The organism is Sediminivirga luteola (assembly GCF_014639315.1).
Taxonomy (GTDB): domain Bacteria; phylum Actinomycetota; class Actinomycetes; order Actinomycetales; family Brevibacteriaceae; genus Sediminivirga; species Sediminivirga luteola.
Map to the genome: position 1 here is coordinate 216,022 of NZ_BMFY01000004.1, position 15,769 is coordinate 231,790.

The 15,769-nt window shown below is 71.6% G+C and carries 13 protein-coding genes; 4 read left to right on the plus strand and 9 right to left on the minus strand.

The annotated features are described in order from the left end of the window. Positions 1-4: 4 nt before the first annotated feature. The 5 genes from IEW13_RS06175 to IEW13_RS06195 form a co-directional block, all read right to left on the minus strand. Positions 5-844: a glycerophosphodiester phosphodiesterase gene (locus IEW13_RS06175; protein WP_188550063.1), complete on the minus strand. Its 840-nt coding sequence runs from the start codon at positions 842-844 to the stop codon at positions 5-7. A 157-nt stretch (positions 845-1,001) separates the two neighbouring features. Beyond that, the gene (locus IEW13_RS06180) at positions 1,002-1,442 is read right to left on the minus strand and encodes a hypothetical protein (protein WP_188550064.1); all 441 of its coding nucleotides are present in this window, start codon (positions 1,440-1,442) and stop codon (positions 1,002-1,004) included. 182 nt (positions 1,443-1,624) lie between these two features. After that, positions 1,625-2,578, minus strand: coding sequence for an ABC transporter substrate-binding protein (locus IEW13_RS06185; protein WP_188550065.1), 954 nt, complete (start codon positions 2,576-2,578; stop codon positions 1,625-1,627). A gap of 60 nt (positions 2,579-2,638) precedes the next feature. Then, positions 2,639-4,030, minus strand: coding sequence for an FAD-dependent oxidoreductase (locus IEW13_RS06190; RefSeq protein ID WP_188550066.1), 1,392 nt, complete (start codon positions 4,028-4,030; stop codon positions 2,639-2,641). 120 nt (positions 4,031-4,150) lie between these two features. After that, positions 4,151-4,471, minus strand: a complete 321-nt coding sequence (locus IEW13_RS06195; RefSeq protein WP_188550067.1) for a putative quinol monooxygenase — start codon at positions 4,469-4,471, stop codon at positions 4,151-4,153. Between the two features lie 315 nt (positions 4,472-4,786). Between IEW13_RS06195 and rarD the strand changes: the two genes are divergently transcribed. Beyond that, positions 4,787-5,731, plus strand: coding sequence for an EamA family transporter RarD (gene rarD, locus IEW13_RS06200; protein WP_188550068.1), 945 nt, complete (start codon positions 4,787-4,789; stop codon positions 5,729-5,731). 4 nt (positions 5,732-5,735) lie between these two features. Here rarD and IEW13_RS06205 read toward each other — a convergent pair whose 3' ends face one another. From IEW13_RS06205 to IEW13_RS06215, 3 genes are all read right to left on the minus strand, one after another. Beyond that, entirely contained in the window at positions 5,736-6,842 is a 1,107-nt protein-coding gene (locus tag IEW13_RS06205) for a polyprenyl synthetase family protein (protein ID WP_373283554.1), read from the minus strand. Positions 6,843-6,888: 46 nt separating this feature from the next. Then, positions 6,889-8,178 carry a geranylgeranyl reductase family protein gene (locus tag IEW13_RS06210; protein WP_188550069.1) on the minus strand — a complete coding sequence of 430 codons (1,290 nt, stop codon included), beginning with the start codon at positions 8,176-8,178 and terminating at the stop codon, positions 6,889-6,891. 84 nt (positions 8,179-8,262) lie between these two features. Continuing rightward, positions 8,263-8,952 (minus strand): demethylmenaquinone methyltransferase, encoded by a 690-nt coding sequence (locus tag IEW13_RS06215; RefSeq protein WP_188550070.1) that lies wholly within the window; start codon positions 8,950-8,952, stop codon positions 8,263-8,265. 81 nt (positions 8,953-9,033) lie between these two features. On the opposite strand from IEW13_RS06215, the gene IEW13_RS06220 reads away from it, so the two are divergent. From IEW13_RS06220 to metE, 3 genes are all read left to right on the plus strand, one after another. After that, entirely contained in the window at positions 9,034-10,374 is a 1,341-nt protein-coding gene (locus IEW13_RS06220) for an isochorismate synthase (RefSeq protein WP_229744963.1), read from the plus strand. A gap of 326 nt (positions 10,375-10,700) precedes the next feature. Next, positions 10,701-11,642, plus strand: coding sequence for a methylenetetrahydrofolate reductase (locus IEW13_RS06225; RefSeq protein ID WP_188550071.1), 942 nt, complete (start codon positions 10,701-10,703; stop codon positions 11,640-11,642). An 84-nt stretch (positions 11,643-11,726) separates the two neighbouring features. Then, positions 11,727-14,048, plus strand: a complete 2,322-nt coding sequence (gene metE, locus IEW13_RS06230) for a 5-methyltetrahydropteroyltriglutamate--homocysteine S-methyltransferase (RefSeq protein WP_188550072.1) — start codon at positions 11,727-11,729, stop codon at positions 14,046-14,048. 37 nt (positions 14,049-14,085) lie between these two features. Here metE and menD read toward each other — a convergent pair whose 3' ends face one another. Continuing rightward, positions 14,086-15,738, minus strand: a complete 1,653-nt coding sequence (menD, locus tag IEW13_RS06235) for a 2-succinyl-5-enolpyruvyl-6-hydroxy-3-cyclohexene-1-carboxylic-acid synthase (protein WP_188550073.1) — start codon at positions 15,736-15,738, stop codon at positions 14,086-14,088. Positions 15,739-15,769 lie beyond the last annotated feature (31 nt).

Genomic DNA, 15,769 nt, shown 5'->3' on the forward strand with positions numbered 1-15,769 from the left:
GTCGTCACTCTCCTTCCTCGTTCACGGTACCCGGCCGGCCCAGGTCCCGCGCTGCCAGGAAACCCTGCAGTCGCCCCGGCTGATTGGTGATGATGCCGCTGACTTCGCCCTCCGCGAGCCGGGCCCATTCCGTAGGCCGGTCAGAGGTCCAGACGAGTACGCCCAGTCCCGCCGAGAGGAACTCCTGCACTGTCTCCTGTCGTGCACTGTAGCCCCGGATGCTGGGATTGCACGCGATGACGTCGTAATGCTCGATGTGCGTCATGTCCTCGCGTCTGGGCAGATGCCGCAGCAGGCAGCGCGGAAGCTCCGGCACCACTCGATGCAGCGCCTCCAGGGTGTCCAGGTTGAAGCTCTGGGCCACCACCCGGCGCATCAGGCCCGCTTCGCGGATCGCCTCGGCCACCTGCTCGATCTGCGCCGGGCTCCAGAAATCCTTGAACTCCAAGAGCAGCCGTCCGCCGCCGGCCAGGCTGCTGAGCACCGCCTCCAGCGAGGGGACGCCGATGTGCCCCTGGGCTTCCGGGAACCGGCCGGGGAAGGAGCCGGCCCAGAGCCAGGAGGCGGCATCGGCGGCATGCAGATCCGCGGCCTTCAACGCGGAGACGAACCCGGTGGACCGGGTGGTGCGGTCGATGGTCGGGTCATGGATGACCACGGGACGCCCGTCGCCGCTGACGACCAGGTCCACCTCGACGAACTCGCAGCCCAGCGCGAGCGCGGCATCAACCGCGGGAAGGGTGTTCTCCGGCGCCACCCCGGAGTAGCCGCGATGCGCCACCACCCAGGGGCGTCGCCGGCTCAGATCCGGGTGCGCGCGAAGAAACTCCGACCAGGCTGCCATCGCGGCGAACCTACCCGGCTTCTGCGACCTCTCCCCTGCGCGCAGGAGAACGGCAGATGACCGGCAGCCGACGACTTGGCGTCGCCGGCGCCCGGGCAGAGAACAGGCCGGGCACCCGCTCAGCGGGCCCGGCTTCGCTCAGCAGCGCCGGCCCCGCTCAGCGGGACCCGGGCTCCGGCGGCGAGATCGGCGCTGCGCCGTACCAGGCGGTCAGGAGCAGCACCAGCGCGCCCCCGGAGAGCAACCCGTCCGCGATGCCGGCCGGCAGCAGTAGGATCATCAGGACCAGGGTCACGGTGCACATGATGACCGCGAGCGCGAAGCCCCACAACCGGTCGCGCAGCAAACCGATCGCCGCTACGACCCGCAGCGCGCCGAACACTCCCGCCATCACCATCATGAGATACAGGTATTCGTTCAGGTACGGGACGACGAAAGCGAAGCGCTCGGCGGCGTCCGCCTGGTCGATACCCAGGATGAGCAGCACCGGCAGCGCCAGGAACACCCCACCTTCCATCAGGACGCCCTGAATCATCAGGAGCACGGCCGCCAGGCGGATCCTCCTGCGCGGCGTCCTGGCACGCGGTTCGGTCCCCATGGCCTCCACGCTAGCCGATTCGCGGCCGGGCCCTCAGGCCTTTCCCGCAAGCACCGGTCAGCCAGCGAGGACCCGTCCCGAGCCGGGCGGCATTCCCCTTGCGCCGGTGACGACGTGCAGGTGCGCGACGCTCGCCTGGGGCCACACCGGGCCATGCCCCGCCGTACCGCGCTGCCGCAGGATCAGCCCGCCAGGTGCCCTGCCAGTTCCTCCAGGATGACCTCGGCGCCGAGCGGGCCCACGCCTGCGATCCAGCTGGCGTGATCCACCTCGATGATCCGGCTGCCGCCCGCGTCGAGACTCTCCCTCACCCACGCGGGAAGCTCCGGTTCGGCCTCGCCGCCACTGACGAAGACCACATCGGCGGCGAGTTCGCCGCTGAACTCCGTGGAGACTTCCAGGATGCCGTTGTCCTCCCATTCCTGCTCGGGAATCGTCAGCCCGGCGTCCGTGAGCACATCGCCGGTGAAGGTGCCCGGACCGTACAGCCGGATGGCCCCGCCGTCGCGCGGCCTGATCACCTGAGCCGTCAGCGACTGCGGTTCCACTTCCGTGCGCAGCGCCCCGGCCCGCTCGTCGTACTCCTCGAGCACCGTCCGCGCCCGGTCCGTCTGGCCGAGCGCCTCGCCGACGATGCCGACGCTGCCGCGCCAGTCCCCGCCGGGCGCCTCCACGAACACGGTCGGGGCAATGCCGGACAGCTCGTCATAAAGATCCTCGTGACGGGACTTAGCACTCAGGATGAGATCCGGCTCCAGTGCGCCGATCGACTCCAGCGACGGCTCCATGATGTTGCCGACCGACTGCACCTCGGCGACGTCCGGGCCCAGGTAGGCCGGCAGCCCTTCGGTGCCTTCCACCAGCGCGGCGCCTACCGGGACCACGTCGAGCGCCACGGAGGCATCGAGCAGTACCGTGTCCAGGACCACCACGCGCTGCGGGTCCGCTGGCACGTCGGTCTCCCCCATCGCATGCGATACCGTCCTGGTGTGGCCTGCGGCGGCCCCGGGCTCGGCGGCGTTCCCGCCGCATGCGCTCAGGCCCAGGAGGACGACGGCAGCCAGTGCCGCAACCGGCCGTACGGGTTGCCGGCGACCGCGGCGGGCAGGCTGGATCGGGGAACGAGGAAGGGTCACGAGCTTCGCCTTTCGTCAGCGGCGCCACCATCGGCACCTTAGCGAAGCCTACCCTAATGATTATGCGCCGAGGCGCTCGGCTGCCGCCTGACGCGCGGCGTCGACCATGCCCGCCCGGGTGGCGATCTTCACGCGCTCGCGGCCCTGCGGCTCGCCCAGGGCCCGCTCCGCGGCGTCCAGGTTGTGATAGCCCTCCCAGTCGATGAAGTCCACGCCCCGGGCCTGCAACAGCCCCACGATGGCCTCCTCTTCAGGCGCCTCGGGCTCGGGCAGGCGTCCGGCACCGGCGTCCTCGATCAGGTGCCCAATGGTCTCCAGCGCATCCCCCTTGGTGTGGCCGATGAGCCCCACCGGACCGCGCTTGATCCAGCCGGTCGCGTACACGCCCGGAACGGCCGCCGCACCGGGTTCATCGGAGGCCAGGACCCTGCCGCCGTCGTTCGGGATGACGCCCCGGGCGGCGTCGAAGGGGATCTCCTCCAGCGGCGAGCCGAAGTAGCCGACCGCCCGGTAGACCGCCTGGACCGGCCAGTCGTGGAACTCACCGGTGCCGGTCACACCGCCGGAACCGTCGAGCTGCTGCCGCTCGGTGCGCAGGGCGCTGACCCTGCCGTCCTCACCGAGGATCTCCACCGGGGCATGCAGGAAGTGCAGGTGCAGCCGGCGCGGCGCCCCCGAAGGCTCCTTGAGGGTCCAGTCCGTCAGCGTCTTGGTCACCTGCTTGACCTGATTGGAACCGTGAATGGCCTGCATCGAGCCTTCATCGAACTCGAAGTCCTCGGGGTAGACGATGACGTCGACGTTCGGGACATGCCCGAGTTCGCGCAGTTCCAACGGGGTGAACTTCGCCTGCGCCGGGCCCCGCCGGCCGAAGACGTGCACGTCCGTGACGGCGGAGTCCTTCAGCGCCCGGTACACGTGATCCGGGATCTCGGTGGGCAGCAGGTCGTCGGCGTGCTTGGCGAGCATCCTGGCGACGTCCAGGGCGACGTTGCCATTGCCGATGACCGCCACCTCCCGCGACTGCAACGGCCACTCCTGCGGGTAGTCCGGGTGGGCGTCGTACCAGTTGACGAAGTCAGCCGCGCCATAGGAGCCCTCCAGCTCGACTCCCGGGATGGACAGGCGGGCATCGGCGATGCAGCCGGTGGCGAAGATGACGGCGTCGTAGTGCCGGCGCAGATCGCCCAGGGTCAGGTCCGTGCCGTAGTCGACGTTGGCGAACACCCGCACATCCCCACGGTCGAGGACCTTGATGAGGGCGCCGATGATGCCTTTGATCCGCGGGTGGTCCGGGGCCACGCCGTAGCGGACCAGTCCGAAGGGCGCCGGGAGACGCTCGAAGAGATCCACCCGGACGTCGAAGGCCCGTTCCGCTTTGTGAAGGAGATCAGCGGCGTAGATGCCGGCGGGGCCGGCACCGACGATGGCCACGCGGAGCGGACGGTTCATGGATGCACCTTCGGGTCTGAGACGACATGGAGACGATATTGAATACGCCAGTCAATCCTAATTCACCGGCCCGCCATCGTCCCAGCCCGGGCCCGCTCCACGTGGCCAAGGTCACAGCGGTCAGCCGACCTGCAGCTCCCCCATCGTGTCCCAGTCGTCACCTTCGACCTGACGGGAGACGATCCGCGGGGTGGCGGTGAGGTACTGCGGGAACTCCTGCTGCATCTTCTTGAAGTGCTCGGAGTTCACATGGGGTCCGGCGCCGTCGTCGTCGAAGGCCTCCACGAGCACGTACTCGTTCGGGTCCTCCACGCTGCGGGACCACTCGAACCACTTGTTGCCCGGCTCGGCGCGCGTGGCCTCGGTGAACTCCCGCGAGAGCTCGGGCCACTGATCGGCGTACTCGGGCTTGATCTGGAACTTCACCACGATGAAGTACATACTGCCTCCCCTGACGGTGTCATCTGTGCTGCGTGGGCACGGCGGTGCCGTGCCCCACCCTTGGCCCGGCCACCGGGTCCTGCGCCGGTGACGCGCCGGCCGTGCGCTGGTGAAACACAACGGCGCGTTGCCTCCTGTCTACCGCACCGATGAAGAGAGTCGCCACCCCCGGCCTGCGGTGCCCCGGCACTCAGGTCGCAGCAGCGGCTCCCCCGTTGTATCCCACAGCATCGGTACGGCCCGCATCGCGCCCGGCGCACGATGGACGGCACCCCTGCCGGAAAACACATCCGGAGCTCGTCATAGACTCCGAGCATGGTCGTGAGCCCGGATCTGAGCGCGGAGAAGCGCCGTCGCACAGGATTGCTCTTCGGACTCACGGCGTACCTGCTCTGGGGCGTGCTGCCGCTGTTCTTCGCCGCAGCGGGTGCCGCCGGGCCGCTGGAGATCATCGCGCACCGCGTCCTGTGGTCGCTGCTGTTCTGCGTGCTGCTCCTGGCCGTGGCCCGCAGGTTCCGGGCCACCCTGAAGATCCTCGCCACCCCGCGGCTGGCTCTGGCGCTGCTGCTCTCCGCGGCGCTCATCCTGGCGAACTGGTACGGCTTCGTCTACGCCGTGCAGAGCGGCAGGGTGCTGGAGGCCTCCCTCGGCTACTTCATCAACCCCCTCGTCACGGTGGGACTGGGCGTGCTCGTCCTGCGCGAGCGGCTGCGCCGGCTGCAATGGGTCGCGGTGGGCGTCGGGCTGGTGGCGGTCGTCGTGGTCGCCATCGGCTACGGCACCCTGCCGTGGATCGCGCTCCTGCTGGCGTTCTCCTTCGGCTTCTACGGGCTGGTCAAGAGCAAGATCGGCGGCCCCGTCGGAGCACTGGAGGGGATGACCATCGAGACGATGATCGTCGCCCCGGCCGCGGCGGCGTACCTGATCGCGCTGACGGTGGTGCCGCTGGGCGGCGGCAGCACCTTCCTCTCCGAGGGCGATGGGCACACCGTGCTGCTCATCAGCCTGGGGGTCATCACCGCCGTCCCGCTGCTGTGCTTCGGGGCCGCGGCCCGGCGGGTGCCGCTGGTGTGGATCGGGCTGATGCAGTACATCGCGCCGTTCTGCCAGTTCCTGCTGGCCGTGTTCGTCTTCCGGGAGACCATGGACACCGGACGCTGGATCGGCTTCAGCCTGGTGTGGCTGGCGCTCGTCCTGCTCACGGCGGACATGATCCGGACGAACCGCCGCGCCCGTGCTGTGGTGGCCCGGAAGCTCTGAGACCTCAGCTCGTCCGGGAGACGACGCCCTCGGCGAAGGTGCGCAGCCCCTCACGGGCAGGCCCCTCGGGAAGCGCGTCCAGCGCCGCGGTGGCCTCCTCAGCCCACCGGCGGGCCTCCCGCTGCGCCCTGCTGGTGGCCGGCAGCGCGGCGAGCGCCTGCCGCGCCTCCTCCAGCGCCTCGTCCCCGCTCAGGTCCGCGTCCAGCAGCCGGACCACATGCTGGGCCTGGCGGTCCCCGGCAGCAGCGTCCTGACGCGCGTAGAGCGCCGGCAGCGTCGGCACTCCCTCCCGCAGATCCGTGCCCGGGGTCTTGCCGGAGATGGACCCGTCACTCATCAGGTCGATGATGTCGTCGGCCAGCTGGAACGCCACGCCGACCTTCTCGCCGTACTCCTGCAGCGGCGGCACGAACTTCGGATCCGCGCCGGAATGGCGCACGCCGTACTCGCCGGAGGCCGCGATCAGGGAGCCGGTCTTGTCGCTGAGCACCTGAAGGTAGTGCGCCACCGGGTCCTCGCCCGGCTGCGGGCCGCGCAGCTCATGCATCTGACCGGTGACGAGGCGATCGAACACCCGCGCCTGCAGCCGCAAGGCCTCGCCGCCCAGCTCGGAGACCAGCCTGGAGGCCTGCGCCAGGAGCATGTCCCCGGCGAGGATGGCGATCGAGTTGCCCCACAGCACATGCGCCGAGGTCGCGCCGCGCCGGACCGGGGCGTCGTCCATCACGTCGTCGTGGTAGAGCGTGGCCAGATGGGTCAGTTCCACGACCGTGGCGGCCTCGACCACCTCCGGCCGGCGCGGGTCGCCCAGCTGCGCGGCAAGGACCACCAGCATCGGCCGGGCCCGCTTGCCGCCGGCTTTGAGCAGATGCTGGCAGGTGGTGCTGATGAACTCGTCGGTGTGCGCGGTGGTCTCCGTCAGCCGTTCCTCGATCGCGGCCAGCCGCTCGGCCATGAGCGCGTCCTGGGCGGATCCGCTGAAGAGTGCGCTGCCGAGCAGCAGCGGCGAGGTCTGCGGCGCGCTGATGCTGCCGGCCGCGCCCGGGGTGTCCTGGCGGTCCGGCGTGCCTGTGCCGCTCTCGGCACGGTCATCCGACTGCGGGTTGGTCATCATCTCTCGTCGTTCTCGCTCCTGCCCGGGACCTGCGGTTTCGCGCTCACTGATTGCTCGTCGCCGGAGTCAGCCGCTCCAGCGCGTGGATGAGCCGGTCATAGGCGTCGCGGTCCGGCCGGTGGGGCGTCTCGGTGAGGTTCGCCAGGAGCTTCACGACGAACCGCATCAGCACCGTGGACCCGAGTCCGTACTTTACCCCGAGCTGCATGAGGGCCGGACGGCCGATCACCTCGGTGAAGCCGCGACCGAGCGTGAAATACGAGCCGAAGCGGTCACGGACCAGCTCCGGGTAGGCTGCCAGGCTCCGCTCCCTCGCCGCGGCCGGCAGATGCGCGGCGTCCGCGACGACCTCCGCCGCCAGCCGCGCGGACTCCATCGCGTAGGCGATGCCCTCGCCGTTGAACGGGTTGACCATGCCGCCGGCGTCGCCGATCAGCATCAGCCCATCGCGGTAGTGCGGCGTCCGGTTGAAAGCCATCGGCAGGGCGGCTCCGCGCACCGGACCGCGCTGGTTCTCCTCGCGGTAGCCCCACTCCTCCGGCAGGGACGAGGTCCAGGAGGTGAGCACCTTGCGGTAGTCCACCTTGCCGAACTGCTTCGAGGTGTTCAGAATCCCTAAGCCCACATTGGACGTGCCGTCGCCGACGCCGAAGATCCAGCCGTAGCCCGGCAGCACCTCACCGGGCCTGCCGTCCTCGCCCGGCGCGCGCAGCTCCACCCAGCTCTCCAGCCAGTCGTCGTCATGGCGGGGGGATTCGAAGTACGTGCGCACCGCGACGCCCATCGGGCGGTCATCGCGTTTCTCCACGCCCATCGCCAGCGCCAGCCGCGCGGAGATGCCGTCCGCGGCCACCACGAGGTCGCCGTGGAAGTTCTCCTCCGGCCCGACCTTCCGGCCCCGCGCATCCGTCCCGGTGGTCCGCACGCCGATGAGCCGGCCGGATTCGTCCAGGATGGGATCGGTGACGAAGACGTGCTCGCGCAGGTCCGCTCCGGCCGCCTGCGCCCGCCTGGCGAGCGCCTCGTCGAAGCCTTCGCGGGTGCGCACCAGCCCGTACTCGGGGAAACCGCTCAGGGCGGGCCAGGGCATCTCCATCGTGTGCCCGCCGCCGATCAGCCGCAGGCCCTTGTTCTTGCGCCACCCCTCCGATTCGGGGTGCTCGATCCCCATCAGGTTCATCTCGCGCACGGCACGCGGAGTCAGGCCGTCACCGCAGATCTTCTCCCGCGGAAAGCCGGTCTTCTCCAGGACGATCACCTCTACGCCGGCGGTGGCCAGGTAGTACGCCAGGGTCGATCCGGCCGGGCCCGCGCCGACGACGATGACTCTCACTGATGCTCCTGTCTGACTCTCGTGGGTCTGTAGCTGCTCACCTGCCACCGGCCGGTTGCTCGCCGGGGCGGTGACCGGGCGCGGTTAGAGGAACGCCCGGTGCAGGGCGACGATGCCGCCGTTCAGGTTCCGGTGCGACACCGAGTACCACCCGGCATCGAGGATCCGGTGGCTGAGCTCCTGCTGGTCGGGCCAGGCGCGGATGGACTCCGCCAGGTAGATGTAGGCCTCCGGATTGGAGGCGATCAGCCGGGCGACCCTGGGCAGCGCCTTCATCAGGTACTCCATGTACGCGGTCCGCACCACGGGGTTCACCGGCGTGGAGAACTCCGCGATCACCAGGCGGCCGCCGGGCTTCGTCACCCGGGCCATCTCGCGCAGCGCGGTGGCGGTGTCGGCGATGTTGCGCAGGCCGAAGGAGATCGTCACCGAATCGAAGGAGTCATCGGCGAACGGAAGATCGCAGGCGTCGGCATAGCGGAAGTCGATCTCCGGATGGCGTCGTTTGCCCTCCTCCAGCATCCCGGAGGAGATATCCCCCGCGACCACCTCGGCGCCGGCACGCAGGAACGGAACGCTGGAGGTGCCGGTACCGGCGGCCAGATCCAGGATGCGCTGGCCCGGCTGCGGGTCGACCGCGCGGGTGACGGCCTTACGCCAGCGGGTCGCCTGCCCAGCGGAGAGGATCTCGTTGGTGAGGTCATAACGCCTGGCCACCTCGTCGAACATGGCGGCGACCTCGCGGGGCTTCTTGTCCAGCTGGGCACGGTTCATGCCCTCCATGATCCCAGTGCCGGGCTGGTTGCGCTAATCCCGGCTGCGCTGCCCGGCGCGGCGGCTTCGTAGACTGGCGGTGTGAACGCCACCTCCGCCGAGACCGGGCATCCGGCCCGCACACTGCTCAGCCGCACCCGCTTCATCGACGGCATCAGCGAGGAGGTGGCCTCCCCCTTCGGCGACGACCTGCCGACCTCCGCCCAGGAGTTCCTGCGGCTGCTGCCCGCCGACGGCTTCTCCTGCTGGGTGCGGGAGAACTCCGGGCTGGTCGGCTGGGGCGAGCTCGCCCGGCTCACCGCCCGCGGACCCGGCCGGTTCCGTGAGCTGCAGCGGCAGTGGGACGCCCTCCTCGCCGGCGCGGAGGTCACGGACGCGGTGCGGATGGAGGGCTCGGGTCCGCTGGCTTTCGGCTCGATCGCATTCGCCGCCACCTCCGCCGCCGAATCGGTGCTCGTCGTGCCCCGCGTCGTGCTCGGCCGGCGGGACGGGCGGGTGTGGATGACCACCATGCGCTTCGCCGGCGAGCCGGAGGAGGCCTCCACACTCCCCCGGCTGCGCCCCACGCCCATCCGCCCGCCGGTGTCGGCGTCCATCCGGGAGGGCCGGCTGGGCGCCGATGCCTGGGGCGCGCTCGTGGATCAGATCGCCCCCCGCCTGGGCCGGCCCGGCGCGCCGGACAAGGTGGTGCTGGCGCGCGATCTGCTCGTGCACGACGAACAGCCCTTCGACATCCGTTATCTGCTCGGGCATCTGCACGCCTCCTACCCCTCCTGCTGGACGTTCCTGGTGGACCGGCTGCTCGGTGCCACGCCCGAGCTGCTGGTCAGCGTCTCCGACGGCGCCGTGACCTCGCGGGTCCTGGCCGGCACCTACCGCTCCAGCGGAGACCGCGGGCGTGACCTGCACGAGGCGAAGGAGCTCTTCACCCAGGCCAAGGACTCCGATGAGCACCGGCACGCGGTGGACTCCCTGGTGGAGGCCCTGGCACCCCTGACCGCCACCCTGGACGTGGACCCCCAGCCGTTCCTGCTGGAACTCGCCAATGTCATCCACCTGGCCACGGATGCGCACGGCCGACTCCGGGCCGGCTCCGACGGTGCCGTCCCCACCGCGCTGGAGGTCGCCGAGGCCGTGCATCCGACCGCGGCCCTGGGCGGCACGCCGCGCGGCGCGGCGATGGAATGGATCGAACGGCACGAGGAGATGGACCGCGGCCGCTACGGCGGGCCGGTCGGATGGATCGACGCGCGCGGCGGCGGGCAGTGGGGCATCGCGCTGCGCTGCGGCGAACTGCTCGACGAGTCGACCGCCCGCGTGTTCGCCGGCGCAGGGATCATGCCACAGTCCCGCGGCGAGATCGAGGTGGCCGAGACCGCGGCGAAGTTCGCGCCGATGCTCGGCGCCCTCGGCGCCCGCTGAGCGCTCCGGCGCAGGCATCGGCGACTGCCGGTGCGGTCTGTGACGAAATGCGACACCGGCCCTTGCGGCGCGCCGCGCCCCGCAGCCAGAATGAGGCCATCGAGCCCCGCACCACGGCCCGCGACGCAGATGCCTCGTGGACCAGCCCGGCCCGCAGCGCTGATGGCCCTGCGGACCCTCTCTTCTCCGGCGGGGCGTCACGATGCCGAAGCCCGGGCCATGCCGCGCGTTCCTGCTGCGCATTCCTTCCGGGCCGGTGCCCCGGGTGATGGGTTCGGCATCCTTCTTCAGATCCAGCCTCATGCTGCCTTCTGCAAAGGATGCCCATGCCGCCACCCCTTTCCGCCTCCGCACCCTCGGACGCCGATGACGCCCCCGCGTCCGTCAGGCGGCCGCCCCGGCGGCTGACACTGTCCTACGAGCTGTTCCCGCCGCGCTCCGACGTCCAGGCCCGGACCCTGCCGGACACCATCGAACGGCTCGCCGCGACCGGACCCGATTTCGTCTCGGTGACCTACGGCGCCGCCGGCCCCCGGCGCGCCACCACCACGGAGCTGCTGCGGTTCCTGGTAGACCAGACGCCGCTGCGCCCGCTCGCCCACCTGACCTGCGTCGGCAACACCGAGGAACAGCTGCGCGAGATCATCGACGAGTTCCTGAGCGCCGGTGTGCGCGGCATCCTGGCGATCCGCGGCGACATCCCGGACGGGCTCGGCTGGCCGCCGCCGGGCGCGCTGCGCTACGGCCACCATCTGGTCCGGCTGATCCGCGAGGTGGAGGCCGAGCGGGCGATCGAACTGGCTGCCGGCCGCGTCTCGATCGGCGTGGCGGCCTACCCCAACGGGCACCCGGACTCCCCGGGTCCCAGGCATGACATCGACGTGCTGCTGGCCAAGCAGCGCGCCGGCGCGGATTTCGCCATCAGCCAGCAGTTCTACGCTCCGGGCGAGTACCTGGCGCTGCTGCGACGGGCCGAGCTGGCCGGCGTGCGGCTGCCGATCCTGCCGGGGATCATGCCTCTCACGGAGCCTGGCCGCATCCTCAAGCTGTCCCGGCTGGCGCAGATCGAACCGCCCGCCGCGCTGCTGCACGAACTGGAACTGGCCCGGGACGAGACGGAACGGCACCGCCTCGGCGTCGCCGCGACCGTGCGCCTGATCCGCGCGGTGCTGGACGAGGGCGCGCCTGGCCTGCACCTGTACACCTTCAACAACCACCGCGCCGCCCTGGACGTGCTCGACGAACTCGGCTGGCCGTCCGCCGCTTGAGCACTCCCCCGCCGGGCTGCGATCCGCCCGGTTCTGCCACCGGCAGCACCTCACCGCGCCATCACCACCACAGGAGGAATCTCGATGACCACCACACCGTTCCCCGCCGCGACCATCCTCGGCTACCCCCGCATCGGCCCCCGCCGCGAACTCAAACGCGCTGTGGAGGCCTACTGGTCGGGCGCCATTCCCGCCGAGGAGCTGGAGGCCACCGCCGCGTCCCTGCGCATCGACGGCTACGCGCGGCTGGCCGAACTCGGGCTCGGCGCGCAGGACTGGTCGATCCCCGCGTCGTTCTCCTACTACGATCAGGTGCTCGACACCCTCGCGGCGGCCGGCGCCGTCCCGGACCGCTTCACCGGGCTGGGACCGGATCTCGACCTGGACGGGTACTTCACCCTGGCCCGCGGCGACGCCGAGCACCAGCCGCTGGAGATGACCAAGTGGTTCGACACCAACTACCACTACCTGGTGCCGGAGATCGGCCCGGAAACGGCGTTCTCGGCCCAGCCGGCGCGCCTACTGGAGCAGGTGCGCCAGGCGAAGGAGGCCGGCTTCGCGGCGCGGCCGGCCCTCATCGGCCCGGTGACCTTCCTGGCGCTGAGCAAGCCCGCGGCCGGCTCACCGGCGGACTTCCACCCGCTGGACCGGCTGGAGGACCTGCTGCCGGTCTACCGGGAGCTGCTGCGTGCCCTGAGCGCAGAGGGCGCGGCCTGGGTCCAGCTGGACGAGTCCGCGCTCGCGGCGGACCACCCTCAGCGCGACGACGCGGCCCTGGCCGCGCTCGCCCAGGACGCCTACCAGCGGCTGAGCCAGGGGTCCGGCGAGGACGTTCCCGGGATCTTCGTCGCCACCGCCTACGGCCGCCTGGAAGCGGCGCTGCCAGCCCTGCTGGGGACCGGCATCGGCGCCCTGTCCCTCGACCTGGTGAAGGGTGCCAGGCAGCTGGAGCGGCTGCGCGGACTGGACCTCGGAGGCACCCGCATCGCCGCCGGCGTCGTCGACGGGCACAACGTCTGGCGGACCGATCTGGACCGCGCCCTGGAGACCCTGTCCGGGCTGCGGGACACCCTCGGCGCGGACGTCACGGTGGCCACCTCCACCTCCCTGCTGCACGTGCCCTACACCCTCGACGTGGAGGACGACCTTCCGGCCGAGGTGGTCCCCTGGCTTGCCTTCGCCGAAGAGAAGGTGCGTGAAGTCACCGCCCTGTCCGGAGCGCTGCGAGCCGGCCGTGCGTCCCAGGCGCAGGCGTTCGACGCGGCCGCGAGCGCGCTGCAGGCCCGCCACGACTCACCGCTGCGGCGGCGGGAGGACGTGCGGCGGCGCACGGAAGCGCTCGGGGAACAGGACTACCGCCGCACTCCCGCCGGCCAGCGCCGCGCGGCGCAGCGCGAACGCCTCGGCCTGCCGGCGCTGCCGACCACCACCATCGGCTCCTACCCCCAGACGAAGGAGGTCCGCCGCGCCCGCGCCGACTACGCCGCCGGCACGCTGGACCGCGCCGGATACGAGGCGCGGATGCAGGAGGAGATCCGCTCCGTGATCGCGCTGCAGACCGAGCTCGGCCTGGACGTGCTGGTGCACGGCGAGCCCGAGCGCAACGATATGGTGCAGTACTTCGCCGAGCATCTGGACGGGTTCGCCGTCACCCGGTTCGGCTGGGTCCAGTCCTACGGCTCCCGCTGCACCCGCCCGCCGATCCTGTTCGGCGATGTCGCCCGTCCCGAGCCGATCACCGTGCCGTGGGCCCGCTACGCCCAGTCGCTCACCGATAAGCCGGTCAAGGGCATGCTGACCGGCCCGGTGACGATCCTGGCCTGGTCGTTCGTCCGCGACGATCAGCCGCTGGAGACCTCCGCGACGCACATCGCCCTGGCCCTGCGGGACGAGGTGGCGGATCTGGAGACCGCGGGCATCGGCATCGTCCAGGTGGACGAGCCCGCCCTGCGGGAACTGCTCCCGCTGCGGCGCGCGGACCAGCCGGCCTATCTGGACTGGTCGGTGCGCGCCTTCCGGGTCGCGACGGCCGGAGCCGCCGACGCCACCCAGATTCACACGCACCTGTGCTACTCGGAGTTCGGCGAGGTCATCGGCGCCATCGACGGCCTGGACGCCGATGTCACCAGCATCGAGGCGGCCCGGTCGCGGATGGAGATCCTGGAGGACATCTCCGCCAGCGGCTTCACCCGCGGCATCGGCCCGGGCGTGTACGACATCCACTCCCCGCGAGTGCCCTCGGCGGAGGAGATCGCCGAGCTGCTCGGCGCGGCGCTGGCGCATGTGCCGGCGGAGGCGCTGTGGGTCAACCCGGACTGCGGCCTGAAGACGCGCGGCTATGCGGAGGTGACGGAGGCGCTGGCGAATCTGCGGCAGGCCACCGAGCGGGTCCGGGCCACGCTCTGAGACCTCCGCACCACCGGTGATCGGCCGGCCGGCGTTGTCAGCCGGCCGGCACGATCTCCAGCAGCCGGCCGGGCACCACGCCGCCGGCCAGGGCAGCCCGCAGCTGCCCGGCGGTGTCCGCTCTGAGGTGCTCCCAGCCCAGCGCCGCGGCGATGGGCCCGAAGCCGAGGCCGTGAGGGGTGCCGAAGAGGCGCGGGAACCGGTCGGCGAACTGCGGCCGGCCGTGCTCGAGGCCCGCGAAGATGCTGCCGCCGTCGTCGTTGACGACCACGACCTCCAGCGCCGGGCGCGCTTCCAGCGAAGGGAGCACCAGCCCGCCCAGGTCGTGCAGGGCGCTGATGTCGCCGATGACCGCGCGCACCGGTTCCCCGCTGCCCAAGGCGAGGCCGGCCGCGGTGGAGATCAGGCCGTCGATGCCGGCCAGGCCGCGCGAGGCGTGCACCCGGGCGCGATGGGCGGGCGTCATCGCCGCGTCCAGGTCCCGGATGACCGAGGATGATCCGGCCAGCAGCAGCCCCTCGGGTTCCGCGAGCAGCGCTGCCGCTGCGGCACGGTCCAGGGGAGCAGCGGCGTCCTGGCCCAGCGGCCGGGCGTTCCCTGCCTCGCGCCAGCGCCGGAGCCAGGACGGCTCGGCGTGCGGGGCTTCCGGCTGCGCCGGCAGCTCTGCGGGGCGCAGCAGCGTGGCGCCCGGGACGCCGGCCCCGAACCACTCCGGTTCGGGGCTGATCACGATCTGGGGCAGCCCGGACCGGGCCAGCAGCCTCGCGACGGGACGGGACAGCGTGGGGCGGCCCAGCGTGAGCACACCGGTGATCTCCGGTGCGGGCCCCGCCGCAGCGGCCAGGACTTCCCGGTAGCGCGGGATCGCGTGCGGGTGCGAGCGCAGGCCGGAGGACGGTTCGGCCAGGACCGGCCAGCCTCGGTCCGCGGCCAGCTCGGCGGCCCGGCGCAGCGCTCCCTCACCGGGACCGGCGCCTCCGGTCTCGCCGGCGACCAGGACCGGGCGGGGCCCCAGGCCGGCAAGGCTGCCGGGCGAGGCGCTGGCATCGGGCTCGGATTCCCAGCCGTCCCGGGGCGCCGGCAGCGGCTCAGCGTCCGCACGCCCGGGGCCCCACGGCGTCGCGTCCTCAGGCACGAGCGGATCGCGGAACGCCGCATTGGCCTGGACCGGCCCGCTTCCGGCGACCGCCTCCTGGATCAGCCGGCGCAGCGATTCGCGCCAGCGGAGTTCCGCATCGGCAAGGTCGCCCGGCTCCGGGGCGGGCAGTTCGGCGGTGGCACGCAGTTCGGCGCCGAACAGCGCGCCCTGCTGCCGCATGGTCTGATTGCTGCCCGTGCCGCGCAGCTCCGCGGGACGGTCCGCGCTGAGCACCAGCATCGGCAGCCGGGAGTAGGAGGCTTCCAGGACCGCCGGGTGCAGGTTGGCCACCGCCGTGCCCGAAGTGGTCACAACCGCGGCCAGGCCGTTCTCGCCGCGGGCGCGCAACCCTCGGGCGATGCCCAGCGCCAGGAAACCGGCATCGCGTTCGTCCAGGCGCACGTGCAGCCGCAGCCGGCCGGCCTGCTCGGCGTCGTAGAGGGCGTATGCCAGCGGAGCCGAGCGCGAGCCGGGCGCCAGGACCACGTGGCGGATCCCGCAGCCGAGCAGCTCGGTCACCGCGGCGCGGGCCAGACGGGTCGAATCGTTCACCGGCCGGCTCCCTCTGGCCGGGCAGCTGCGC

Excerpts from the sequence above, each read along its gene's own strand:
- IEW13_RS06225 (WP_188550071.1), top strand. The coding sequence starts at position 10,701 with ATGCCGCCACCCCTTTCCGCCTCCGCACCCTCGGACGCCGATGACGCC.
- IEW13_RS06175 (WP_188550063.1), bottom strand. The coding sequence starts at position 844 with ATGGCAGCCTGGTCGGAGTTTCTTCGCGCGCACCCGGATCTGAGCCGG.
- metE (WP_188550072.1), top strand. The coding sequence starts at position 11,727 with ATGACCACCACACCGTTCCCCGCCGCGACCATCCTCGGCTACCCCCGC.
- IEW13_RS06205 (WP_373283554.1), bottom strand. The coding sequence starts at position 6,842 with ATGACCAACCCGCAGTCGGATGACCGTGCCGAGAGCGGCACAGGCACG.
- IEW13_RS06215 (WP_188550070.1), bottom strand. The coding sequence starts at position 8,952 with ATGAACCGTGCCCAGCTGGACAAGAAGCCCCGCGAGGTCGCCGCCATG.
- rarD (WP_188550068.1), top strand. The coding sequence starts at position 4,787 with ATGGTCGTGAGCCCGGATCTGAGCGCGGAGAAGCGCCGTCGCACAGGA.
- IEW13_RS06190 (WP_188550066.1), bottom strand. The coding sequence starts at position 4,030 with ATGAACCGTCCGCTCCGCGTGGCCATCGTCGGTGCCGGCCCCGCCGGC.
- IEW13_RS06180 (WP_188550064.1), bottom strand. The coding sequence starts at position 1,442 with ATGGGGACCGAACCGCGTGCCAGGACGCCGCGCAGGAGGATCCGCCTG.
- IEW13_RS06195 (WP_188550067.1), bottom strand. The coding sequence starts at position 4,471 with ATGTACTTCATCGTGGTGAAGTTCCAGATCAAGCCCGAGTACGCCGAT.